Below are 22,545 nucleotides of genomic sequence, written 5' to 3'. Positions count from 1 at the left end.
ATCCTTCACCCCACCGGCCCGATGCTCGCGCCGCCGTCGATCCGGAGCGTCTGCCCGGTGACCCAGGCGGCGTCGTCGGAGAGCAGGAACGCGACCGGTCCGGCCACGTCCTCGGGCACCCCGAGGGGAGAAGGGGGTACCGCGCGATCGCCTCGTCCTCGTGCCCCTCGTAGAGCGCACGGGAGCTGCTGCGTAAGGTTGATCAGCGCGACCCTGCCCTCGAACCTGCGCTCCATCGCCCCTCCGTGCCCGCCTGCGTCCGGCTCCGTCGTCGACCCGGCCTGCAACATACCGGCCGGTCGGTTTGGGAGGGACCGTACCACGGTGCGTCCCTGGCCAGCATCGTCGCGAGTCGGGCACCATGGCCCGCATGGACTTCGAGCACCCCCTTCCCCCCGACCCGTATGCACTGCTCCCCGCCCCCGCCACGTGCGCGCGATGAGCGGGACGACGACGGGACTGCCGACGCTCGGCGACCTCCCCTGGGCTCCCGCGCTGGACCACCCCGACCTGCTCGCCGCGCCGGTGCTCGACGCGCTGCGGGCCTGGGCCGAGGTCGAGCCGCGGGTCGCCGATCAGGTCGCCGTGGCCGAGATCGACCCCGACCACGCCGACACGGCCACGCTGAACGAGGTGCACGGCCTGTCGCCCGAGGCCTCCGCGAACTGCGTGGTCGTGGCGGGCCGCCGGGGTGACGTCGAGCGCGTCGCCGCGTGCGTCGTCACCGCGACCACGTTCGCCGACGTCAACACGCGGGTGCGCAAGCTGCTCGACGCCCGCAAGGCGTCGTTCCTGCCCACCGACCGGGCGACGGCGGAGTCGGGGATGGAGTACGGCGGCATCACCCCGGTGGGCCTGCCGTCCGCGTGGCGCGTGCTCGTGGACTCCCGGTTCGCCGAGCCGGGCACGCTGGCCCTGATGGGCTCGGGCCTGCGTCGGTCCAAGCTGCTCATGCCCGGCGAGCTGCTGTGCGCGATGCCCGGCGTCGAGGTGGTCGAGGACCTGGGCGTCGCCCGCGGCTGACGGCTACGGGCTCAGCTCTCCGCGCGACCGCGGCGCCAGTACCCCATGAACGCGACCGCCTTGCGGTCCACGCCCTTCTCGGAGACCAGGTAGCGGCGCAGGGTCTTGATCGAGCCGGCCTCGCCGGCCAGCCAGGCGTACAGCACGGTGTCCTGCGCGAGGGGGTGACCCGCGGCGTCGACCGGGACCTCCCAGAGGATCTCCGCGTCGATGTCCACGTCGGGCAGCTCGCCGTCCAGGTCCACCCCCGCGGCAGTCAGCGCGGGACGGCCGGCGCCCGTGGCGAGCGGCTCGGGGATCAGGGGCGCGTCGGACGACGGGCGCACGCCCATCGCGAGCAGCCGGTCAGCGGCGTCCTTCACGGCCGGCACCAGCACGCCCCCGTGCTCACGCTCCTCACGCGGAAGCCAGGTGATCCGGACCCCGGCGGGCGCCACCAGCGTCCAGCGGTCCTCGCGGTGCGGCACCTCGAGGAAGACCTCGCCGATGGCGTCCTCGGGCAGGGACTCGCAGATCGCGGCGATCGCGGGGACGGCGGTCTCGTCGCCGGCCAGCAGCAGCGCATGGCTGCCAGCGGGCGGATTGAACTCCAGGCCGCCGTGCGACCCGCCGGTGTACGCGGCGTTCGGGCCCATGATCACCAGCGGCGTGCCCGGCGTCGCGCCGTTGGCCCAGCGCGAGGCGGGCCCGGTGTCGCCGTGCAGCACGATGTCGACGTCCACCTCGCGCAAGTCCTGACGCACCGAGCGGACCGTGTACGTGCGCAGCGGGTTCCGACGCTCCTCGGGCAGCGCCCGCCACGACGTGAACCAGTCCGGGTTCTGCCGGTCCAGGTACTCCCAGCCGCCGCACGGCGCGGGCAGCAGGAACTTGATCCGCTGGTCGCGACCGTTGTCGGCGAACAGGTGGAGGTCGTCGCCGGCGAACGTGATGCGGATGAACGAGGGGCACAGCCGCGTCACCCGCGAGACCGTGACGTCGAACATCCGGTATGACTGCTCGGGGGCGGCGTCCTGCGCGGGCTGCTCTTCGGCGCGCTGCGTCGCCTCGACGGTCTCGGTCACGGTGGTTAGCCTAACCTCACCTAGCCCCGGTTCCGCAAGCCCGGGTGACCGTCGTCACATGTCCGGGTCGCGCGCGGGACCCTTGTGCTCGTCGCGTGCCCGCACCACGACGACCGGGCAGGCGGACGTGCGCGCCAGCGTGTGCGTCGCGGAACCGTGGAGCAGCGAGGCGAAGCCGCCGCGGCCGCGGGTGCCCAGCACCAGGCGCTCCGCCGCCTCGGCCTCGCGGTGCAGGACGCGGGCGACCTGCCCCTCGCGCGTCTCGCCGAGCACCTCGAGCGCCCCCGGCGCGGCGCCGAGCTCCCGCAGCCGCTCCTCCACCCGGGCCAGCGCCTGTTCCAGCACCTCGCCCGCGTCGGCCTCGGTGATGTCGTGCCCCTCGTGCTCCGTGGCCCCGCGCGAGACCACCCACTCGGTGACGCCGGGCCGCCAGACCACCACCATGCGCAGCGCGCGCCCGAGCTGCCAGGCGGACTCCGTGGCCGCGTCGAGGGCGAGGCCCGCGGGCTCGGACCCGTCGTACCCCACCACGACCGGCGCGTCGGCCGGCAGGTCCGGCCGCGCCGCCCCCGCGGGCACCACGATCACGGGGCGGTGCGCGTGCGCGGTGGCCTGCAGCACCACGGTTCCCCGGACCGCCTCGTAGAGGCCGCCGTGGTGTGTGGCGCCCAGCACCAGGGCGCCGGCGTCGCCGGAGATGCCCACCAGGGCGGAGGCGGGCGAGGCGTACTCGACGAACGTCTCGGTCGTCACGCCCGGCGCCACGTCGCGGGCGCGCGCGGCCGCTTCCTCCACGACGGGCCAGGGCCCTTCGTCGCCGCGCTCCCCCAGGTCGCCCCCGTGCGGGCGGGCGGCAACACCCGTGTCGTGCGCGTCCCGCACGTAGACGACGCGCAGCATCGCCCCGCGCGCCCGTGCCTCCCGCGCCGCCCAGACGAGGGCGACTTCGGCGGGCTCCGACGCGTCGTAGCCGAGGACCACCGGGGCGGTCGTGCCGTCGCTCACCCTGCCATCGTCTCTCGCCGCGGTCGCGCTCGACACCGCTGTTCGTGGGTGTCGGCACCCGGTCTCGACAAGCTCGACCGACGAGTCCTGACGCGGCCGGTCAGGCGCCGCGCCCCCGCGTGCGCCACAGGAGGTAGACGAAGTAGGGCGCGCCCAGCAGGGCGGTGCCGAGGCCGGCGGGGATCTGTCCGGGTGCGATGACGACCCGGCCCAGGGTGTCGGCCGCCGACACCAGGAGGGCGCCGAGCAGGATCGCCACCGGCAGCACGCGGGCGTGCCGGGCGCCGACCAACGCCCGCGCCGCGTGCGGCGCGACGAGGCCCACGAACCCGATGACGCCGACGGCACAGACCGCGGCGGCGGTGGTGAGGGCCGCCGCGCCGAGGAGCACCAGCCTCGAGCGGTCCACCGCGAGGCCCAGCACCCGGGGCGTGTCCTCGTCGAGCGACAGCACGTCGAGCTCCCGCCGGTACGTCACGGCGAGCGGCACCAGCACCAGCAGTGCCAGGGCGACGGGCAGCAGCTGCTCGAGGGTGCGCCCGTACGTCGAGCCGGAAAGCCACGTGAGCGCGAGGTTGACGTCCCAGGGCGCGATGACGAGCACGACGAGGGTGATGAGCGCGGTGGTGCCGGCCTGTGCGCCGATGCCGACCAGCACCAGCCGTTCCGAGCCGAGGCCGCCGCGCGCGGACAGCAGGTACACCAGGGCGAAGACGACGAGCGCGCACAGGCCGGCGGCCGCGGACATGGGCCAGATCCCCACCCCGGGGACCAGCAGGATCATGGTGACCGCGCCCAGCCCGGCCCCCGACGTGACGCCCAGCAGGCTGGGCTCGGCGAGCGGGTTGCGGCACACGGCCTGCACGATCGTCCCCGCGAGGGCGAGGGCCGCGCCGGCGAGCAGGGCCGCGAGCACGCGCGGCACGCGCTGGTCGAGCACGAACGCCACCTGCCGCCCGGCCGCGCCCTGCACCCAGTTCGCGACGTCGCCCAGCAGCACGAGCCGGTCCCCGAGCAGCAGGCCGGCGACCACGGCCGCGACGAGCGCGACGCCGAGCACCACGAGCACCGTGACGACCCGCGCGCGCGAGCGGGGGCGGCCGAGCGCGCCCCGGGCGCCGCGCGCGCCGGCCCCGGCGTCGCGCAGCCGGCGGGCCATCCACACGAGGATGCCCGCACCGAGCACGGTCGTGACCACACCCGTGGGGATGACGACCGACGCCTGGCCGGGCAGGACCGCCCGCAGCAGCACGTCGGAGCCGAGCACCACGACGACGCCGACCAGCGCGGAGAAGGGCAGCAGCAGGGTGTGCCGCCCGAGGCCGGGCACGCGGCGCCCGACCAGCCGCGCGATCACCGGCGCGGCGAGGCCGACGAAGCCGATCGGGCCGGCGACCGTCACCGCGATCGCGGCCAGCAGCACGGCCACCAGCACCGACACCACGCGCGTGCGCCGCACGTCGATCCCGAGGACCCGTGCGGCGTCGTCGCCGAGGCCGAGCAGGTCCAGCCGCCGTGCGAGCAGCAGCGCGCCGGCGACGCCGACCAGCACGACGGGCGCCGCGAGCGCCACCGTCCGCGACCCCGACTGCACGATGCTGCCGCTGCCCCACGCGAACAGGCCGGTGGTCTCCTGCTCGAAGAGCACCAGCAGCACCATGGTCAGCGAGTGCAGTGCGAGCATGATCGCCGACCCGGCGAGCACCAGCCGGGTGGGCCCGTCGGCGCCGCCGCGGGCGAGGGCGAGCACCAGCGCGGCGGCGGCCAGCCCGCCGAGGAAGGCCAGCCCGCCCTGCAGGTAGAAGGGCACGGTCAGGCCGAGAGCCGCCGCCGCGACGACGGTGACGTACGCCCCGGCGTTGACGGCGAGCGTGTCCGGCGAGGCCAGCGGGTTGCGCGCCACCGACTGCAGCACGGCGCCAGCGACGCCGAGCCCCACCCCGACCAGGAGGCCGGCGAGCAGCCGCGGCAGCCGGGACGAGACGAGGACCGCCACGGTCTGGTCGGTGTCCGCCCCGACGACGGCGCGCAGCACGTCGAGGGCGCCGACGTCCGCGGTCCCCTGGGCGAGGTGGACGGCGGACAGCAGCAGCACCGCGAGCAGGGCGAGGCCGAAGGCCGCGACGATGCGCGCGGGGGCCGCCCGCCCCGCCCTCGTGCCGGGCGTGGCACCGGCCTGCCCCGCGAGGTCCTCCGCCGTCGTGCTCACGGTGCTGCCCACCCGTCGCTCACCTGCTGCTCAGCCGCCGGACGGGGGGTCAGGCGAGCGCGTCGACGAGCGCGTCGATGTACGCCGCGCCGGACAGCGGCCCGCCGAACATCCAGATGCCGTCGGGGCTGCGGTGCACGTGGCCGGCGGTGACGAACGGCAGCTGCGCCCAGACCTTGTTGTCCTTCAGGCCATCGGCGAACGGGTCCGCCTCGGAGTCGTTCGCGGCGTAGACGAACTGCACGTCGCCCAGCGCGGTCAGCCCCTCGACGTCGGTCTGCGCGAGGCCGTAGTCGGGGTCACCGCCGTCGGTCCAGGCATTCTTGAGGCCGACCTCCTCGCCGAGCGCGCCGAAGAACGACCCCGGCGTGTACATCCGCACCGTCACGGTGCCGTTGGCGATCCAGCCGTCCGCCATCGCGAACTCGGCGCCCGCGAGACCCGCCTCGTCGAGGGCGGTGGTCGCCTCCGCGACCTTGGCGTCGAAGTCGTCGAGCGCCGCGGCCGCGGCGTCCTGGGTGCCCGTCACCTCGCCGAGGGTGGTCACCGTCTCGCGCATGTACCCGAGCGGGTCCTCGCCGTCGGAGCCGCGCAGCGTCAGCACGGGCGCGACCTCCTCGATCTGCGCGATGACGTTCTCCGGCAGGTCGGTGGTCGTGACGACCAGGTCGGGCTCCAACGCCGAGATCGCGTCGAGGCTCGGCTCTGCTCGTGTGCCGACGTCGGGCGTGCCCTCGTCGATCGGCGCCACCGTGTCCCACGTGTTGTACCCCGCGACGTCGGCCTGCCCGGCCGGCTCCACCCCGAGGGCGACGAGGTTCTCCGTGAGCCCCCACTCGAGGGAGACGATGTCGGCCGCGGGCGCGTCAAGGGTGTGCTCGCCCCGCTCGTCGGTGTAGGTGACCGGGCCAGTCGCGGCCGACGTCTCGGGGGCCGCCTCCGACGTGGGGTCCTCGGTGGTGCCGCACGCGGTGAGGGCGAGCGCCGCCACGGCAGCGGCAGCGCCGGCGAGCAGCGGTCGGGTGGTCATACGCATGGGTGTCCTTCGGGTCCGGTGCGCCGCGGGCGCGGGCACGAGTGTGCCGGGCGGTGGTGCCGGCGCGGGTAGGTCGGTGGTGGGTCGGTGGTGGGTCGGTGGTGCAGGTCTCGTCACACGCGCGCGACGTGCCGGCCGACGGCCTCGCAGCGCGTCCGCCCCGTGACCGGGTGCGTGGTGACGTCGACGTGGATGCCGTAGACGTCCGTGAGCAGCTCGCTGGTGAGCACCTCGTCGGCGCGGCCGGCCGCGCGCACCTCGCCCCGGTGCAGCACGACGACGTCGTCCGCGACGGCGGCGGCCTGGTTCAGGTCGTGCAGGACGACGCCGACCGCGGCCCCGTGCTCGGTGGCGAGGTCGCGCACCAGGTCGAGCAGCTCCACCTGGTACCGCAGGTCGAGGTAGGTGGTGGGCTCGTCGAGCAGCAGCACGCCGGTGTCCTGGGCGAGGCACGTCGCGAGCCACACGCGCTGCAGCTCGCCGCCGGACAGCTCGTCGACGCCGCGCTCGGCCATCTCGGCAACGCCCGTGACGTCCATGGCGTGGGCGATCGCGCGCGGGCCGTCGGCGTCGGCGGAGCGGAAGCGGCCGCGGTACGGGTGGCGCCCGTAGGCGACCACGTCGCGCACCGTGACGCCGCTGGGCGTGGGGTGGCCCTGCGAGAGCAGGGTGACGCGCCGGGCGAAGTCCTTGGGGTGCAGCGCGAGCGCGTCGGTGGCGGCGCTCCCGCCGTCACCGGCGTCGTCGAGCACGACCGTGCCGGCGTCGGGGCGATGCAGGCGGGCGAGCGAGCGCAGCAGCGTCGACTTCCCCGAGCCGTTGGGGCCGAGCAGCGCGGTGACGGCACCGGCCCGCAGCTCGATCCGCGCGCCGTCGACGACGGTGCGCTTGTCGTAGGAGAGGCGCAGGCCGCGGCCGGCCAGCGCGGCGGCGGGGCGGGACGCGACCGCGGACACAGCCACGGGCACCGGCTCGGCCGACGGAACCAAGGTCTGACTCACATAGGTGAGGCTAACCTTCACCTAGGGGTTTCGTCATCCCCCTGTATCGTCATTCCTTGTGACGCGGGTCACCGGTCAGGCGCGCGTCGCCCAGAACGCGACGGCGGAGGCAGCGGCCACGTTGAGCGAGTCGACTCCCCCGGCCATCGGGATCGTCACCACCGTGTCGGCCGCCTCGACCACCCCGCGGGACAGCCCGTCGCCCTCCGTGCCGAGCACCATCGCGAGGCGCTCGGGCGGGTCGGCGGCCAGGTCGTCGAGGGAGACGGCGTCGTCGGCGAGGGCGAGCGCCGCGACGGTGAACCCGTCGTCCTGCAGGGCGTGCAGCCCGCCGGGCCACGACTCGAGGCGCGTCCACGGCACCTGGAACACCGTGCCCATGGAGACCCGCACCGACCGGCGGTACAGCGGGTCGGCGCAGCGCGGGGAGACCAGCACGGCGTCCACGCCGAGGGCGGCGGCGCTGCGGAACACCGCACCCACGTTCGTGTGGTCCACCAGGTCCTCGAGCACGGCCACCCGTCGCGCCCCGGCGCCGCCCCGCGCTCCGGCGAGGAGGTCGTGGACGCTCGGCAGCACCGGCCGGTGCATCGCCGCGAGCGCCCCGCGGTGCAGGTGGAACCCGGTGATCCGGCGCAGCACGTCCTCGTCCGCGACGTACACCGGCGCCTCGGGATGCTCGGCGACCACGTCCGCCATCGACGCCAGCCACTTGGACCCCATGAGGAACGACCGCGGCCGGTGCCCTGCCTCCAGGGCGCGGCGGATCACCGACGACGACTCCGCCATGTACAGCCCCTCGGCGGGCTCGCGCGCCGCGCGCAGCTTGACGTCCTTGAGGTCGGTGTAGTCGTGCAGGCGCGGGTCGGCGGGGTCGGTGACGTGCACGGGCTCGGGGGTGCTCACCGGGGCATTCTCCCCCCGAGCCACCACCCGCACCGGCACCTCATCGGCTCGGCACCGTCGCGTCAGCGCGGGAGGACGTCCTCGAGGGTGCGTGGCGCGCCCGCCGTGCGCCAGGCGCCCGGCGTCGTCCCGTACCGGCGGACGAACGCGCGGTGGAAGCCCGGCCCGGAGTCGTAGCCGACCCGCCGGGCCACGCCCGCCACGCTCGTCCCGGGCTCGCGCAGGAGCCGCGCGGCGGCGTCCATCCGCCATCCCGCCACGTAGGTCATCGGGGGCTCGCCCACCACGGCGGCGAAGCGCTCGGCGAACGCCGACCGGGACAGGTGCGCCACGGCGGCGAGCGACGCCAGCGTCCACGCGTCCCCTGGCGCAGCGTGCACGGCGCGCAGCACCGGGCCGAGCGCCGGGTCGCGCAACGCCGCGATCCAGCCCGACGCCGGCTCCTCGGCCTCCAGCCAGCCGCGCACCACGTGCACGAGGAGGACGTCCGCGAGGCGCGCGGTCACGACGTCGGTGCCCGGCCGGGGGTGCCGCGCCTCGTGGCTGATCGCCTCGACGACGGCGCGCAGCCACCCGCCCTCGGGGCCCTCCCCGGCGACGTCCGCCCCCGACGGCGCCCGCAGCACCGGGGGGAGGCTGGCCAGCAGCCGCCCCACGCCGGGGTCCGTGAACCCGACGGCCCCGCAGACCAGGGTCGCCGGCCGACCGCCACCGTCGATCCGCAGCTGCTCGTACCGCTCGGCGACGACCGTGCGGTCGATCTCCCACAGCCCGGTGGCCCGGTCCTCGGCCGCCCCGGTGATGTGGTGCCCGGTGCCGTGCGGCACCAGCACCAGGTCGCCGGGGCCGAGGTCCTGCCGCTCGCCGTCCACGTCGACCACTGCCCGGCCGTCGAGCAGCAGGTGGAACATCATGACGCTCGGCAGCGCGGGCAGGGCGATGCCCCACGGCTCGGTGAACCTGCCCGTGGAGCAGAAGACGGCAGTCATCTCCAGGTCACCCAGCACGTCGGCCCAGGGGTCCTCCTGCGGGAGCCCGGCGCCAGGCACCGGCAGCGTCGTCGCCATGACCTCGTCGCTCATGACGCCATCCTGCGCCCGGCCGGACGATCAGTCAATGAATGCGGACATCCGCTTATTGTTCGTCCGACTGAGGGCCGAGAGTCTGGATCCAGACGCGGGGCCGATTCGCGGCCCTGCCTGCGACGTAGGAGGCACCTCATGCATGTCCTGGTGGTAGGAGCGACGCGCGGCACCGGCCTCGCCGTGACGCGGCAGCTCGCGGCCGACGGGCACACGGTCACGGCGTTCGGACGGACGGCGAGCGCCGTGTTCGCAGGGACGATCCCTGGGGCCGGCGCCGTGCGTCCGGTCGACGGGGACGTGCTGGATCCCGAGGCCGTCGCCAAGGCGGTCGCGGGTCAGGACGCCGTGGTGGTCACGCTCGGCATCTCCGACAACCCGCTCGCCGTCCAGTGGCTGCGCCGGGCGAGCACCGCGCTGGACGTGCGCTCCCGCGGCACGGCCACCGTGCTCGCGGCGATGCGCGAGACGGGGGTCCGGAGAGTCGTCGCCCAGACGACGTACGGCCTGGGGGAATCCTGGCGGCACCTCGATCTCACGTGGAAGCTGGTGTTCCGCTTCGTCATCGGGCGCCAGTTCAAGGACTCGGCACGCCAGGAGGAGGCCGTCCGGGCAAGCGGGCTCGACTGGACGATCGTGCGCCCCGTCTCGCTCACCGACGACGAGGCGACCGACGGCCCGGCCGCGCCCGCCCACGTCACGACCGACGACACCCGGGCGGGGCTCAAGGTCTCGCGCGCCCGGCTCGCGCGCGTGCACGCCGAGGCGCTCGCCGACCCCGCCGCGGTGGGTGCGACCCTCAGCGTGTCGGGCTGACCCCGGCCCTGGTGCAGTGACGGTCCTGGTGGGCGGGGCGTCGGGGTCCCGTGCCAGGATCGCACCGTGTCCCACGCCGAGATCCGCACCGTGCCCGCCCCCGCTGTCGTCGTCCGCGACCGCGACCAGGCCGACCTACCCGTGCTCGCCGAGGTGCTCGCCGCCCAGCAGCCCGCGTCGCGCTACCCGCACCGGTGGCCGCTGCCGTTCCCCGTCGAGGAGTTTCTCGTGCGCCCGGACGAGGAGCGCGCGTGGGTCGCCGAGGTCGGGGGGCAGGTGGTCGGGCACGTCAGCGTCACCACGGTGCCCGACGACCGCTTCGGGGCGATCTGGTCGGCAGGGGTCGGGCGGCCGGTCGCCGAGCTCGGCTGCGTGTCGGTGCTCTTCGTGGGCCTCACCGCGCAGGGCCGCGGCGTCGGAAGCGCGCTGCTCGACGTCGCCGTGGCGCACCTGCGCGCGCAGGGCCGCACTCCCGTGCTCGACGTCGACGACCGCGACGGCGTGGCGCACGCCGTCTACCTGCACCGCGGGTGGCGCGTGGTGGGCGAGGCCCGGTTCGACTGGCAGCGAGACGGGGCGCCGCCCGCCCGGCTGCTCGTGCTGCCCTGACCTGAATCTCCAGAGCAGCACGTGCGGCCGAGGGACGACGCCCCGGGTTCGCGCACCGGACACGGGTTCAGACCCCGGCGGGTCCCGCGACCACTTCCTCCTCGTCCACCGCGGGGGCGGTGAACTGCGACTCGTACAGCCGCGCGTACGCCCCGCCCGCGGCGAGCAGCGTCTCGTGGTCGCCCTGTTCCACGATCTGCCCGTGCTCCATCACCACGATGGAGTCCGCGTCGCGGATCGTCGACAGCCGGTGGGCGATGACGAACGACGTGCGGTTCGCCCGCAGCGCGTTCATCGCCTGCTGCACGAGCACCTCCGTGCGCGTGTCCACCGAGCTCGTCGCCTCGTCGAGCACGAGGATCTCGGGGTCGGCGAGGAACGCGCGGGCGATGGTCAGCAGCTGCTTCTCCCCCGCCGACAACGCGGTCGCCTCGTCGTCCAGCACCGTCTCGTACCCGTCGGGCAGCGTGCGCACGAACGGGTCGACGTGCGTGGCCTGGGTGGCCGCGAGGAACTCCTCCTCGCTCACCGTCACCCCATCGCGCACCCCGTACCGCAGGTTCTCGGCGATGGTGCCCTTGAACAGCCAGGTGTCCTGCAGCACCATGCCGATCCGCGAGCGGAGGTCGTCGCGGGTCATCGCGCGGGTGTCCACGCCGTCCAGCGTGATCCGCCCCCCGTTCACCTCGTAGAACCGCATGAGCAGGTTGACCAGCGTCGTCTTGCCGGCGCCCGTGGGGCCGACGATCGCAATCGTCTGCCCGGGCTCCGCCACGAGGTCCAGGTGCTCGATGAGAGGCGTCTGGGGGTCGTAGGAGAACGACACGTCCTCGAACGCGACGCGCCCCTGCACGTGCGCCAGCCGCTGCGGGTCGTCCGGGTCCTTGCTCTGCTCCGGCGCGTCGAGCAGCTCGAACACGCGCTCCGCCGACGCGACGCCGGACTGCAGCAGGTTCATCATCGACGCGATCTGCGTCAGCGGCTGCGTGAACTGCCGCGAGTACTGGATGAAGGCCTGCACGTCGCCCAGGGAGAGCTGGCCGGACGCCACCCGCAGGCCGCCGATGACGGCGACCACCACGTAGTTGAGGTTCGCCAGGAAGCCCATCGTCGGCTGCATCGTGCCCGAGATGAACTGCGCCTTCCGGGAGGCGTCGTAGAGCGCGTCGTTCTCGCCGGCGAACGTCTCGGCGGCCGCCTGCTGACGCCCGTACACCTTGACCAGCGAGTGGCCGGTGAACATCTCCTCGACGTGCGCGTTGAGCCGGCCCGTCGCCGCCCACTGGGCCACGAACTGCGGCTGCGAGCGCTTGGCGATCTGCATCGTCAGGATCACCGACAGCGGCACCGTGACGAGGGCGACCAGTGCCAGCACCCACGAGATCCAGAACATCATCCCGAGGACGCCGATCACGGTGAGCGCGGACGTCACGAGCTGGGCCAGGGTCTGCGTGGTGGTCTGCGCCACGTTGTCGATGTCGTTCGTGACCCGCGAAAGGATCTCGCCCTTGGCCTGCTTGTCCACGTAGCCCAGCGGGATGCGGTGCAGCTTGGCCTCGACGTCGTCGCGCAGGCGGCGCATCGTGTTCTGCACCGCGATGGTCATGATCCGAGCCTGCAGCCAGCCGAACAGGAACGCGCCCACGTAGATGACCAGCACCCACATCAGGATCTGCGCGAGGCGGGCGAAGTCCACGCCCTGCCCGACCACCAGGTTACTCATCCCCTCCAGGAGCCCCGCCTGGGTCGTGTCGCCCGAGGCGCGCAGCCCCTCGATCGCCTGCTCGGCGGTGGTGCCGGCCGGCAGGGACGCGCCGAGCGCCTTGCCCACCACTCCCTCGAAGATGACGTTGGTCGCCTCACCCAGGATCTTCGGCCCGGCCACGGTGAGGGCCACCGAGACGACGCCGCACAGGCTCAGCAGGACGACGCGGGCGCGCTCGGGGCGCATCACCTGCGCGAACCGGACGAGCGACCCCTTGAAGTCCATCGGCTTGGCGCCGGGAGCGCCGCCCATGCCCATCGGGCCGCCGGGGCGGGGACCGCCACCGCCGGCACGTGCGCCCGCTGCCGGGGCCTTGCGGTCGGTGCTCACGCCGTCTCCTCGAGACTCGGTGCTCATGCCGTCTCCTCGAGACTCGGTGCTCATGCCGTCTCCTCGAGACTCGGTGCTCATGCCGCCTCCTCGAGGGACATCTGGGAGGTGACGATCTCCTGGTAGGTCTCGTTGTCGTCGAGCAGCTCGGCGTGCGTGCCGCGGCCGACGATGCGCCCGTGGTCGAGCACGAGGATCTGGTCCGCGTCGCGGATGGTCGCCACCCGCTGGGCGACGACGAGGACGGTCGCGTCCTGCGTGCGCGGCCGCAGCGCGGCGCGCAGCCGCGCGTCGGTGCTGTAGTCGAGCGCGGAGAACGAGTCGTCGAACAGGTACACCAGCGGCTGACGCACCACCGCCCGCGCGATCGCGAGCCGCTGCCGCTGCCCGCCGGAGAACGTGGTCCCGCCCTGGGCGACGGCCGACTCGAGCCCGTCCGGGAGCTCCTCGACGAAGTCGCGGGCCTGCGCGATCTCCAGCGCCGCCCACATCTCGTCCTCGGTCGCGTCGGGCTTGCCGTAGCGCAGGTTGTCGGCCACCGTGCCGCTGAACAGGAACGCCTTCTGCGGCACCAGGCCCTGCAGCGAGCTGAGGTCGGCGGTCGACAGGTCACGGACGTCGACGCCGTCGAGCAGCACGCGCCCCTCGGTCACGTCGAAGAGGCGGGGCACGAGGTTGAGCACCGTCGTCTTGCCCGACCCCGTGGAGCCGATGAGCGCCGTGATCTTGCCGGGCGAGGCCGTGAACGTCAGGTCGTGCAGCACGGGCTCGTCAGCCCCCGGGTAGCGGAAGCCGACCCCCTCGAACCGCACCTCTCCGCGCGGCCCGTCGCCGCCCGAGAGCGAGGCCAGGCTCAGGGGCGCGGGGGGCTCGGTGACCGACGTCTCGGTGTCGAGCACCTCGGTGATCCGGCCCGCGGCGACCGCGGCGCGCGGCACCATCATCACCATCATCGTCGACATCATGACGGCCATGAGGATGTACATGATGTAGCTGAGGAACGCCATGAGCGCCCCGACCTGCATCTGCCCGTTGTCGATGCGCTGCGCGCCGAACCACAGCACCGCGACGCTCGACCCGTTCATGATCAGCATCACCATCGGGAACGCCAGCGCCATCAGCTTGCCGGCGTTGAGCGACGTGTCGTACAGGGCCTCGTTGGTCGCGCCGAACCGCCGTGACTCGCGACGCTCGCGGACGAAGGCACGCACCACGCGCAGGCCGGTGATCTGCTCGCGCAGCACCCCGTTGATCGCGTCGATGCGCTTCTGCATCGCCTTGAAGTACGGCACCATCCGCCACATCAGCAGGCCGACCGCGATGCCGAGCACCGGCACCACCACGAGCAGGAGGGCGGAGAGCTCCACGTCCTCCTGCAGCGCCATGATGACGCCGCCGACCATCATGATCGGCGCCATCACCATGATGGTGAAGGTCATCAGCACCACCATCATCACCTGCTGCACGTCGTTCGTCGTGCGGGTGATGAGGGACGGGGCGCCGAACTGCCCGAGCTCGCGCGCCGAGAAGTCCTGCACGGAGTCGAACAGGTCCCGGCGCACGTCGCGGCCCAGGGCGGTCGCGGTCCTCGCGCCAAGGAGCACCGCACCGACGGCGCAGACGACCTGGACGAGGCTCACGACGAGCATCCAGCCCCCCACGCGCATGATGTACGCGGTGTCACCCTGCGTCACGCCGTCGTCGATGATGTCCGCGTTGAGCGAGGGCAGGTAGAGGGAGGCGAGCGTGGCCAGCAGCTGGAGCACCAGCAGCAGGCCGACGGCGCCGGAGTACGGGCGCAGGTAGGACCGCGCCAGGGAGATGAGCATCAGCTTTCCTCGGTGTGGGGGGTCTGGGGGGTCACCCCGGGGGAATTCTCGGGCACCGCGGTGGCGCGGTCACTGCCTTTTTCGTGCCGTTCGTCGTGCGCGATGCCGTGCACGAGGGCGTCGGCGACGACCTGCGGCGATGGCGCGGGCACGAGGTGGTCGACACGGCCGTGGGTGCCGGCAATGCTCGCCTCCAGCAGCGCGACCGCGACGTCGACGGGCACCCGGAGCCGGTGGGCGTCGGGCGCGAGCACGGCGGTGAGCCCTTCCACCGTGGCGTGCCGCTGCCGTTCGCGCTGCTCGCCGAGCTCGGCGCGAAACTTGAGCACGTGCTCGGGCTGGGCCTCGTCGCGGGTGCCGGTGCGGTGGTGCAGCCCACGCAGCACGCCCATCCAGCGCACGACGTCGGTCATGCGGTTCCGGCCCAGCTCGATGACCTGGGCGAGCCGCTCCTCGAGCGGCAGGTCGAGATCGATCCCGGCGAGCTCCGACCGCGTGGCGTCCGGCCCGGACGCCCGGTGCAGCCCTTCGACCGCCACCGCACCGATCAGGGTGTACTTGTCGCCGAACGCCCGGAAGAGGGTCCCCTCGGCGACGCCCGCGGCCTCGGCGAGCTCCCGCGAGGTGACGTCGACGCCACGCTCGCCGACCAGCGGCGTCACGGCCTCGGCGATCGCGGTACGTCGGTCGTCGGGCGACATCGGTGCGGCGCGACCGGCAGCACCGGGATCCGGAGCAGGCGGAATCGGCATCATGCGGGCCAACATAACTGAGTGAGCGCTCACTCCGCAAAGGATTACTCCGGCCGGCCCACGAACAGGCGCCTGGCCGCGGGAGCGTTCGGACACGCAAGAGGGCCGCCACCCCGGGGGTGACGGCCCTCTCGGCCCGATCGTCGCGCGAGCGACGGGCGAGCTACTCCTGCGGCTCCTCCGGCTCCCCGCCCAGCGTGCGCGGCTGCGCGCCCGGGGTCGGCGGCGTCGGCGGACCGCCGGCGGGGCGCTGGCCACGCTCCGCAGACGGGTCGAACGGCGAACCCGACCGGGTACCCGCGCTCGTCGCGTCGGCCGTGGCGGCCTCGGCCTGGCGCCGCGCCTCAGCGAGCGCCTCGCCCGGGTCGGTGAGCGCGCTCTCCCCGAGCGAGGACGAGCGCGGCCGCTGCGCGCCCGAGGCATCGTCGTCCGCGGGCGGGGCCGGGATCCCCGGCGTGCCGGGCACGCCGCCGAAGCCCTGGGCGATCGACCCGAGGGCCGCCGTGAACTCGGTGGGCACGACCCACAGCTTGGAGGCGGTCCCGTTCGCGATCTGGGGCAGCATCTGCAGGTACTGGTACGCGAGCAGCTTGGGGTCGGCGTCGCCCTGGTGGATGGCGTCGAACACCTGCAGGATCGCGCGCGCCTCGCCCTCGGCCGTGAGGATCGCGGCCTGGGCGTTGCCCTCCGCCCGCAGGATCTGGGACTGCTTCTCGCCCTCCGCCGTGAGGATCTGCGACTGCTTGACGCCCTCCGCCGTGAGGATCGTGGCGCGACGGTCGCGCTCGGCGCGCATCTGCTGCTCCATCGCGCCCTGCACGCTCGCCGGCGGCTCGATGGACTTCAGCTCGACGCGGTTGACGCGCACGCCCCAGCGCCCCGTCGCCTCGTCCAGCACGCCGCGCAGCTGACCGTTGATCTGGTCACGGCTGGTCAGCGTCTGCTCGAGGTCCATCGACCCGACGACGTTTCGCAGCGTGGTGACGGTGAGCTGCTCGATACCGGTGATGTAGTTGGCGATCTCGTAGACGGCCGACTTCGGCTCGGTCACCTGGAAGTAGATGACCGTGTCGATGCTCACCACGAGGTTGTCGCTCGTGATCACGGGCTGGGGCGGGAACGAGACGACCTGCTCGCGCAGGTCGACGCCCGCACGGATCCGGTCCACGAACGGCACCAGCAGGTGCAGCCCCGGTTCGAAGGTCTTGCTGTAGCGGCCCAGGCGCTCGATGATCAGCGCCGTCGCCTGCGGCACGATCCGCACGGCCTTGGCCAGCGCCACGATCAGCACGATCGCGAGGATGATGAGCACCACGTAGAGCACGATGGTGCCGGGTTCTGTATCGGACACGTCGGTCCCTTCCGTCGACATTGTCGACATCGAGCGAGGCCGCCGGTGGTCCGGCGGGTCGTGCACCACAGCGCCCGACCCCGGCGGCGACGAGCGCCGCGGCGTCGGAGCCTCAGGCGGAGTGTTCGGGCTGTTCGTGCGAGGTCGCCACGGGCGCGACCACCGCGGTCGCCCCCTCGATCCGCACGACGCGCACCTCGGCGCCGACGGGGACGCGCCCGGTCGAGTTCGGGATGCCGTCGTCCTCGAGGCGCGCGCTCCAGACCTCGCCGGCGAGCTTGACGCGGCCTCCGGTCTCCGTGACCTCCGCCAGCACCACGGCCGGGCGGCCGACGTGCGCCGCCGCGTTCGTCTCGATCAGCGGCTGGCGCTGCCGCAGGTGGCGCAGCAGCCACGGGCGGAGCGTGAACAGCAGCAGCGCCGAGACGACGCACGCCACCAGGATCTGCAGCCAGAGCTCACCGCCGGCGGCCGCGGTGACCGCGCCACCCAGCGCGCCGCCCGCAAGCATGATCAGCACAAGGCTGAGCGAGAGCATCTCGATCGCCGCGAGCAGCAGCGCGCCTCCGACCCACCACAGCCAGGAGTCCATGGATACCTCCGCCTCGTGGTCCCTCGCGGGACCGTTCGTCGCCGGGACTCCATAGCCCCCGCCACTGCGTTTTGCACAGACTTTACCAAGTCTACGCCGGCGCGGGAAGCCGGTTCAGCGACCGGCGGGGCGCGCCGCACGCGCGAGCCAACGGCCCCCGCCGTGGGCCACCATCAGCGGCATCCCAAAGGCCTGCGAGAGGTTGTCCGCCGTGAGCACCTCGCGGATCGGCCCCGCCGCCTGGATGCCACCGTGCCGCATGAGCAGCAGGTGGGTGAAGCCGGGCGGGATCTCCTCGACGTGGTGCGTCACGAGCACGAGCACGGGCGAGGCCGCGTCGTCCGCGAGCTCGGAGAGCGCGCCGACGAGCTCCTCACGCCCGGCGAGGTCGAGGCCGGCCGCGGGCTCGTCCAGGAGCAGGATCTCGGGGTCCGTCATCAGTGCGCGGGCGATCTGCACCCGCTTGCGCTCGCCCTCGGACAGCGTCCCGTAGTGCCGGTCCACCAGGTCGGCGACGTCGAACGCCGCGAGCAGGTCCTTGGCGCGCTGCTCGTCGAACTCCTCGTACGTCTCCCGCCAGCGACCGGTCACGCCGTAGGCGGCCGTGAGGACGACGTCGCGCACCGTCTCGTGCCCGGGGATGCGGTCCGCGAGGGCGGCCGAGGAGAACCCGATGCGCGGCCGCAGCTCGAAGACGTCCACGTGCCCCAGGCGCTCCCCGAGCAGCTCGGCCGTCCCGGCGGTCGGGTGCGAGCGCGCCGCGAGGATCTGCAGCATCGTCGTCTTGCCCGCCCCGTTGGGGCCGAGGATCACCCAGCGCTCACCCTCGTTCACCTGCCAGTCCACGCCGTCGAGGATGGTGGTGGTGCCACGTCGTACGGTGACGCCCTGCAGGTCGAGAACGGCGCTCATGAGGCCCGACCCTACCCGAGCCGGGCGGGCGTCCCGGACCTCCCGGTCCGCCCTGCAACCCTCCCGCCCGGACGTCTACTGTGAGCCCGTGGAGACCGACCCGAACGTCCTGCCGCGCAGCGTCGTGCTCGCGCTCTGGCTGCAGACGGCGGGCGCGGCGCCAGGGGTCGTGGTGCGCAGCGTCCAGGGCGACGACGAGCCGCACGCCGTGGTCGGGCTGCCCGGGTCGGGCTCGACGGGCGGCGACGGCGGCGACCTGCGCGACCTCGTGACCGCCTGGCTCGAAGGCCCCCGGGAGGTGTGCGCGCTGCTGCCGGCTCCCGGAGACCTCGGCGGCGTCCCCGCCGCGGTGAGCACCGAGGCGACCGACGCCGGTGAATGCGTGATGGTCACCACCCCAGCCGGGTCGTGGGCCGCGGTGCCCGCCGTCACCACGTTCGGCAGCGCGCTCGAGCCCGGGCACCTCGTCGCATGGCAGGTGCGGCCGGTGCCCGCGTGGTCCACGCTCGTGGCGGGCGCCCTCGGCTCCCTCGCCGACGCCGAGCGCGACCTGCGCACGAGCCTCGTCACGGCGACCGACGCCCTCGACGCCCTCGACGTGGCCCGGTGGCGCGACGATGCGGCGGACGCGATCGAGCGGCTCCGCGGCAGCACCACCGAGGGGTGGCCCGTGCCCCGGCTCGACGGGCGCAGGGCGCGCGTCCTGGAACTCGCCACCCGGCTCCTGACGATCGTCGACCTCGCGACCGTCGACGACGGCGGCGCGGTGAACGTGTGGCAGTCCGACCAGCGTCAGACGGCGTTGCGCGAGGTGGAACGCACCGCGCGGCACGCCCTCAGCGCCGCGACGCACGGCGCGACCCCCGCGTGACCCTCAGTCACCCTCAGCCCGTGAGCACGGACCGGTAGACGTCCAGGGTCCGCCGCCCCACGGCGTCCCAGGTGAACCGCGCCTCGGCACGTCGCCGTCCTGCTGCCCCCATCTCGGCGGCCGCCGGGTCCTCGAGCACGCGCAGGAGTGCCGCGCCGAGGTCGGCGACGAACCGGTCCGGGTCGAGCGGCGTGCCCGTGCCGTCGTCCGCCTGCTCGATGGGGACGAGGACGCCGGTCACGCCGTCGTCGACCACCTCCGGGATGCCGCCGGTGGCCGTGCCGACCACGGGCAGCCCCACGGCCATCGCCTCGAGGTTGACGATGCCGAGCGGCTCGTACACGGACGGGCAGACGAAGACCGTGCTCGCCGCGAGCACGGCGACCAGGTCCGGGCGTGGCAGCATCTGCTCGATCCACACGACGCCCGCATCGCCCTCCCCGCCGCGAGCGCGCCGCAGGTCGGCGACGAGACCGCGTACCTCGGCCAGGAGCTCCTCGGTGTCGGGGGCGCCGGCGCACAGCACGAGCTGCACCTCCCGCGGCAGGCGGGCCGCCGCGCGCAGCAGGTAGGGCAGGCCCTTCTGGCGGGTGATCCGCCCGACGAAGACCACGGCGGGGCGCTCGGGGTCGATGCCCAGGTCGCGCACCACCCGCTCGGCCCCCGGGTCGCCGGCGGCGGGCCGCGCCCAGCCGCCGAGGTCGATGCCGTTGTGCACCACGTGCACCCGCGCCGGGTCCAGCTCGGGGTAGACCCGCAGGATGTCGGCGCGCATGCCCGCGGACACGGCGATCACGCCCGCGGCGCCGAGGTACGCCGTCCGCTCCGCCCACGACGAGAGGGCGTACCCGCCGCCGAGCTGCTCGGCCTTCCAGGGCCGCAACGGCTCCAGCGAGTGCGCGGTCACGACGTGCGGCACGCCGTGCAGCAGCCCGCCCAGGTGCCCGGCCAGGTTGGCGTACCAGGTGTGCGAGTGCAGCAGGTCCGCGCCCGCGACGTCGCGGGCCATCGTCAGGTCCACCCCCAGCGTGGCGAGCGCCGGGTTGGCGCCCGCGAGCTCCGCGGGGACGTCGTAACCCGTGACGTCGGCCTCGCCGGCGTCGCCCGTGCGTGGCCCGCCGAAGCAGCGGACCCGGACGTCGGCGTGCCGGCGCAGCACGGCGGACAGCTCCGCGACGTGCACCCCGGCGCCGCCGTAGACGTGCGGTGGGTACTCGCGGGTCAGCAGGTCGACCGTCAGGGGCGCCCCCTGCGGGGGGCTCTGCGGGGTGCTCACGCGGCCGACCCTAGCGGGGTGCCCGACCGGGGGCGAGGATCGGGCGGGTCGCGGGGCACGCCCGGCACGGACGCCCTAGGGTCGAGGCATGGCGTCGACCCAGCCCCGCGTGCTCGCGATCGTCCTCGCCGGCGGCGAGGGGAAGCGCCTCATGCCGCTCACCGCGCACCGGGCCAAACCGGCCGTCCCGTTCGGCGGCATCTACCGGCTCGTCGACTTCGCGCTGTCGAACATCATCAACTCGCACTACCTGCACGTCGTCGTTCTGACGCAGTACAAGTCACACTCCCTGGACCGCCACATCTCCAAGACGTGGCGCATGTCCGCGCTGCTGGGCAACTACGTGTCGTCGGTGCCGGCGCAGCAGCGGGTGGGGAAGCACTGGTACCTCGGCTCGGCCGACGCGATCTATCAGTGCCTCAACATCATCGACGACGAGCGTCCCGACATCGTCGTCGTCGTCGGGGCCGACCACGTGTACCGGATGGACTTCTCCCAGATGGTCGAGTCGCACGTGGACTCGGGGGCACGCGCCACGGTGGCCGCGATCCGGCAGCCGATCGCCATGGCGGACCAGTTCGGCGTCCTCGAGGTCGACCGCGACGACCCGAGGCGGATCACCGAGTTCCTCGAGAAGCCCGAGAGCCCGGTCGGCCTGCCCGACTCCCCCACCGAGGTGCTCGCGTCCATGGGCAACTACGTGTTCGACGCGGACGCGCTCGTCGAGGCCGTCACGAAGGACTCCTCCGACCCGGACTCCCGGCACGACATGGGCGGCGACATCATCCCGGCGTTCGTCGCCGAGGGCACGGCAGGCGTGTACGACTTCATCCGCAACGAGATCCCCGGCTCCACGGACCGCGACCGGGACTACTGGCGCGACGTCGGGACGATCGACGCCTTCTTCGAGGCCAACACCGACCTCATCGCGGTGCAGCCCGTGTTCAACCTCTACAACCAGGACTGGCCGCTGCACACCGGGTACACCGGGCTGCCGCCCGCCAAGTTCGTGCACGCCGGGGCGGGCCGGCTCGGCCACGCCGCCGACTCGATCGTCTCGCCTGGTGTCCTCATCTCCGGCGCCACCGTCGCGGGGTCCATCCTGTCCCCGGGCACGCACCTGCACTCCTGGGCCACCGTCACCGACGCCGTCGTGATGGACGACGTCCAGGTGGAGCGCCACGCCCAGGTCCACCGCGCCATCCTCGACAAGAACGTGGTGGTGAGCGCGCGTGCCCGCGTCGGCGTCGACCACGAGGAGGACCGGGCCCGCGGGTTCACCGTCTCCGCGTCGGGGATCACCGTCGTCCCGAAGGGCACAGTCGTTGCTTGATCCCGCTCCCTCCCCCGCCGGCTCCCCTGACGCCCCGTCCGACGCCGCCGCGCGCGGCACCCGGCCCCGACGCCTCGTCGTGACCGACGTCGACTCGACGTTCATCACCGCCGAGGTGATCGAGCTGCTCGCCGACCACGCCGGCACCCGCGCGCAGGTCGCCGCCGTCACCGAGCGCGCCATGCGTGGCGAGCTCGACTTCGCCGGCTCGCTGCGCGAGCGCGTCGCCACGCTCGCGGGCGTGCCCGTCGAGGCGCTCGCCGCCGTGCGGGACGCCGTCGTGCTCATGCCTGGGGCCGCGGACCTCGTGTCCGAGGTCTCCCGCCGCGGCTGGGAGTTCGGCCTCGTGTCCGGAGGCTTCGCGGAGATCCTGGAGCCGATCGCCACGTCGCTCGGCATCCCTCGCTGGCGCGCCAACCGGCTCGAGATCGCCGACGGCGTCCTCACCGGCCGCACGGTCGGCCCCGTCGTGGACCGCGCCGACAAGGCCGCGACCCTGCGCCGGTGGGCGCACGAGTGCGGTCTCGAGATGGTCGACACCGTCGCGGTCGGCGACGGCGCGAACGACCTCGACATGATCGACGTCGCCGGCATCGGCATCGCCTTCGCCGCCAAGCCGGTCGTCCGGGCCCAGGCGCCCTTCAGCGTCGACGGCCCGCGCCTCGACGCCGTGCTCCAGGTGATCGACGAGGTGGACGCCGCCGGGCGCGCCGCGGACGGCTGACCCCGCCCGGGCGGATCCGGAGAAACCCCTGGCGGGAGGCGCCCTCCCGGGGCGAGGAT

21 protein-coding genes are annotated in these 22,545 nt (G+C 73.9%); 6 read left to right on the top strand and 15 right to left on the bottom strand.

Annotated features, from left to right (window positions below; translation table 11 throughout):
* Window positions 1-5: 5 nt before the first annotated feature.
* Window positions 6-119, bottom strand: a complete 114-nt coding sequence (locus tag AC1C2V_RS19200) for an SDR family oxidoreductase (protein ID WP_495391254.1) — start codon at window positions 117-119, stop codon at window positions 6-8.
* Between the two features lie 319 nt (window positions 120-438).
* Here AC1C2V_RS19200 and AC1C2V_RS19195 point away from each other — a divergent pair, with 319 nt between their 5' ends.
* Window positions 439-1,023, top strand: a complete 585-nt coding sequence (locus tag AC1C2V_RS19195) for a YbaK/EbsC family protein (protein ID WP_495391253.1) — start codon at window positions 439-441, stop codon at window positions 1,021-1,023.
* An 11-nt stretch (window positions 1,024-1,034) separates the two neighbouring features.
* On the opposite strand, the gene AC1C2V_RS19190 is transcribed toward AC1C2V_RS19195, so the two are convergent.
* The 7 genes from AC1C2V_RS19190 to AC1C2V_RS19160 all read right to left on the bottom strand — a co-directional run bounded on the left by AC1C2V_RS19190 (window position 1,035) and on the right by AC1C2V_RS19160 (window position 9,326).
* On the bottom strand, window positions 1,035-2,087 hold the full coding sequence (locus AC1C2V_RS19190; RefSeq protein WP_495391252.1) for a siderophore-interacting protein: 1,053 nt from the start codon (window positions 2,085-2,087) through the stop codon (window positions 1,035-1,037).
* Window positions 2,088-2,141: 54 nt separating this feature from the next.
* Window positions 2,142-3,092, bottom strand: a complete 951-nt coding sequence (locus AC1C2V_RS19185; protein WP_495391251.1) for a universal stress protein — start codon at window positions 3,090-3,092, stop codon at window positions 2,142-2,144.
* A gap of 100 nt (window positions 3,093-3,192) precedes the next feature.
* On the bottom strand, window positions 3,193-5,313 hold the full coding sequence (locus AC1C2V_RS19180) for an iron ABC transporter permease (protein ID WP_495391250.1): 2,121 nt from the start codon (window positions 5,311-5,313) through the stop codon (window positions 3,193-3,195).
* A 37-nt stretch (window positions 5,314-5,350) separates the two neighbouring features.
* Window positions 5,351-6,331 (bottom strand): ABC transporter substrate-binding protein, encoded by a 981-nt coding sequence (locus AC1C2V_RS19175; RefSeq protein ID WP_495391249.1) that lies wholly within the window; start codon window positions 6,329-6,331, stop codon window positions 5,351-5,353.
* 119 nt (window positions 6,332-6,450) lie between these two features.
* Window positions 6,451-7,338 (bottom strand): ABC transporter ATP-binding protein, encoded by an 888-nt coding sequence (locus AC1C2V_RS19170; protein WP_495391248.1) that lies wholly within the window; start codon window positions 7,336-7,338, stop codon window positions 6,451-6,453.
* Between the two features lie 75 nt (window positions 7,339-7,413).
* Window positions 7,414-8,244 (bottom strand): TrmH family RNA methyltransferase, encoded by an 831-nt coding sequence (locus tag AC1C2V_RS19165; protein ID WP_495391247.1) that lies wholly within the window; start codon window positions 8,242-8,244, stop codon window positions 7,414-7,416.
* A 62-nt stretch (window positions 8,245-8,306) separates the two neighbouring features.
* The gene (locus AC1C2V_RS19160) at window positions 8,307-9,326 is read right to left on the bottom strand and encodes an AraC family transcriptional regulator (protein WP_495391246.1); all 1,020 of its coding nucleotides are present in this window, start codon (window positions 9,324-9,326) and stop codon (window positions 8,307-8,309) included.
* A gap of 138 nt (window positions 9,327-9,464) precedes the next feature.
* On the opposite strand from AC1C2V_RS19160, the gene AC1C2V_RS19155 reads away from it, so the two are divergent.
* Complete coding sequence (locus AC1C2V_RS19155) at window positions 9,465-10,142, top strand: SDR family oxidoreductase (RefSeq protein ID WP_495391245.1); 678 nt, start codon at window positions 9,465-9,467, stop codon at window positions 10,140-10,142.
* 66 nt (window positions 10,143-10,208) lie between these two features.
* Window positions 10,209-10,751 (top strand): GNAT family N-acetyltransferase, encoded by a 543-nt coding sequence (locus AC1C2V_RS19150; protein WP_495391244.1) that lies wholly within the window; start codon window positions 10,209-10,211, stop codon window positions 10,749-10,751.
* A 67-nt stretch (window positions 10,752-10,818) separates the two neighbouring features.
* Here the strand turns inward: AC1C2V_RS19150 and AC1C2V_RS19145 are convergent, their stop codons facing one another.
* The 6 genes from AC1C2V_RS19145 to AC1C2V_RS19120 form a co-directional block, all read right to left on the bottom strand.
* Window positions 10,819-12,873 carry an ABC transporter ATP-binding protein gene (locus AC1C2V_RS19145; protein WP_495391243.1) on the bottom strand — a complete coding sequence of 685 codons (2,055 nt, stop codon included), beginning with the start codon at window positions 12,871-12,873 and terminating at the stop codon, window positions 10,819-10,821.
* Between the two features lie 50 nt (window positions 12,874-12,923).
* Window positions 12,924-14,675, bottom strand: coding sequence for an ABC transporter ATP-binding protein (locus AC1C2V_RS19140; RefSeq protein WP_495391242.1), 1,752 nt, complete (start codon window positions 14,673-14,675; stop codon window positions 12,924-12,926).
* Window positions 14,675-15,430 (bottom strand): TetR/AcrR family transcriptional regulator, encoded by a 756-nt coding sequence (locus tag AC1C2V_RS19135; RefSeq protein WP_495391241.1) that lies wholly within the window; start codon window positions 15,428-15,430, stop codon window positions 14,675-14,677. The genes AC1C2V_RS19140 and AC1C2V_RS19135 overlap by 1 nt, the downstream gene beginning before the upstream one ends.
* Window positions 15,431-15,590: 160 nt before the next feature.
* Window positions 15,591-16,778, bottom strand: coding sequence for an SPFH domain-containing protein (locus AC1C2V_RS19130; protein ID WP_495391240.1), 1,188 nt, complete (start codon window positions 16,776-16,778; stop codon window positions 15,591-15,593).
* A 112-nt stretch (window positions 16,779-16,890) separates the two neighbouring features.
* Window positions 16,891-17,370, bottom strand: coding sequence for an NfeD family protein (locus tag AC1C2V_RS19125; protein WP_495391239.1), 480 nt, complete (start codon window positions 17,368-17,370; stop codon window positions 16,891-16,893).
* 114 nt (window positions 17,371-17,484) lie between these two features.
* Window positions 17,485-18,282, bottom strand: a complete 798-nt coding sequence (locus tag AC1C2V_RS19120; RefSeq protein WP_495391238.1) for an ABC transporter ATP-binding protein — start codon at window positions 18,280-18,282, stop codon at window positions 17,485-17,487.
* 88 nt (window positions 18,283-18,370) lie between these two features.
* On the opposite strand from AC1C2V_RS19120, the gene AC1C2V_RS19115 reads away from it, so the two are divergent.
* Window positions 18,371-19,153 (top strand): Rv1486c family protein, encoded by a 783-nt coding sequence (locus tag AC1C2V_RS19115; RefSeq protein WP_495391237.1) that lies wholly within the window; start codon window positions 18,371-18,373, stop codon window positions 19,151-19,153.
* 13 nt (window positions 19,154-19,166) lie between these two features.
* Here the strand turns inward: AC1C2V_RS19115 and glgA are convergent, their stop codons facing one another.
* Window positions 19,167-20,393 (bottom strand): glycogen synthase, encoded by a 1,227-nt coding sequence (gene glgA, locus AC1C2V_RS19110; RefSeq protein WP_495391263.1) that lies wholly within the window; start codon window positions 20,391-20,393, stop codon window positions 19,167-19,169.
* 124 nt (window positions 20,394-20,517) lie between these two features.
* Here glgA and glgC point away from each other — a divergent pair, with 124 nt between their 5' ends.
* Both glgC and serB read left to right on the top strand, forming a co-directional pair.
* The gene (gene glgC / locus AC1C2V_RS19105) at window positions 20,518-21,762 is read left to right on the top strand and encodes a glucose-1-phosphate adenylyltransferase (RefSeq protein ID WP_495391236.1); all 1,245 of its coding nucleotides are present in this window, start codon (window positions 20,518-20,520) and stop codon (window positions 21,760-21,762) included.
* The gene (gene serB / locus AC1C2V_RS19100) at window positions 21,755-22,486 is read left to right on the top strand and encodes a phosphoserine phosphatase SerB (RefSeq protein ID WP_495391235.1); all 732 of its coding nucleotides are present in this window, start codon (window positions 21,755-21,757) and stop codon (window positions 22,484-22,486) included. Before glgC ends, serB begins: the two co-directional genes overlap by 8 nt.
* Window positions 22,487-22,545 lie beyond the last annotated feature (59 nt).

The sequence above is a fragment of the Isoptericola sp. Y541 genome (assembly GCF_059445465.1).
Note: the sequence above shows the minus strand (reverse complement) of the source record. Positions and strands in the feature narration are given on the sequence as shown.

What these genes read in the sequence shown, in the direction of transcription:
- AC1C2V_RS19195 (WP_495391253.1), top strand. Translation starts at nt 439, where the DNA reads ATGAGCGGGACGACGACGGGACTGCCGACGCTCGGCGACCTCCCCTGG.
- AC1C2V_RS19175 (WP_495391249.1), bottom strand. Translation starts at nt 6,331, where the DNA reads ATGACCACCCGACCGCTGCTCGCCGGCGCTGCCGCTGCCGTGGCGGCG.
- AC1C2V_RS19160 (WP_495391246.1), bottom strand. Translation starts at nt 9,326, where the DNA reads ATGAGCGACGAGGTCATGGCGACGACGCTGCCGGTGCCTGGCGCCGGG.
- AC1C2V_RS19155 (WP_495391245.1), top strand. Translation starts at nt 9,465, where the DNA reads ATGCATGTCCTGGTGGTAGGAGCGACGCGCGGCACCGGCCTCGCCGTG.
- AC1C2V_RS19145 (WP_495391243.1), bottom strand. Translation starts at nt 12,873, where the DNA reads ATGAGCACCGAGTCTCGAGGAGACGGCGTGAGCACCGACCGCAAGGCC.
- AC1C2V_RS19140 (WP_495391242.1), bottom strand. Translation starts at nt 14,675, where the DNA reads ATGCTCATCTCCCTGGCGCGGTCCTACCTGCGCCCGTACTCCGGCGCC.
- AC1C2V_RS19135 (WP_495391241.1), bottom strand. Translation starts at nt 15,430, where the DNA reads ATGATGCCGATTCCGCCTGCTCCGGATCCCGGTGCTGCCGGTCGCGCC.
- AC1C2V_RS19125 (WP_495391239.1), bottom strand. Translation starts at nt 17,370, where the DNA reads ATGGACTCCTGGCTGTGGTGGGTCGGAGGCGCGCTGCTGCTCGCGGCG.
- AC1C2V_RS19120 (WP_495391238.1), bottom strand. Translation starts at nt 18,282, where the DNA reads ATGAGCGCCGTTCTCGACCTGCAGGGCGTCACCGTACGACGTGGCACC.
- glgC (WP_495391236.1), top strand. Translation starts at nt 20,518, where the DNA reads ATGGCGTCGACCCAGCCCCGCGTGCTCGCGATCGTCCTCGCCGGCGGC.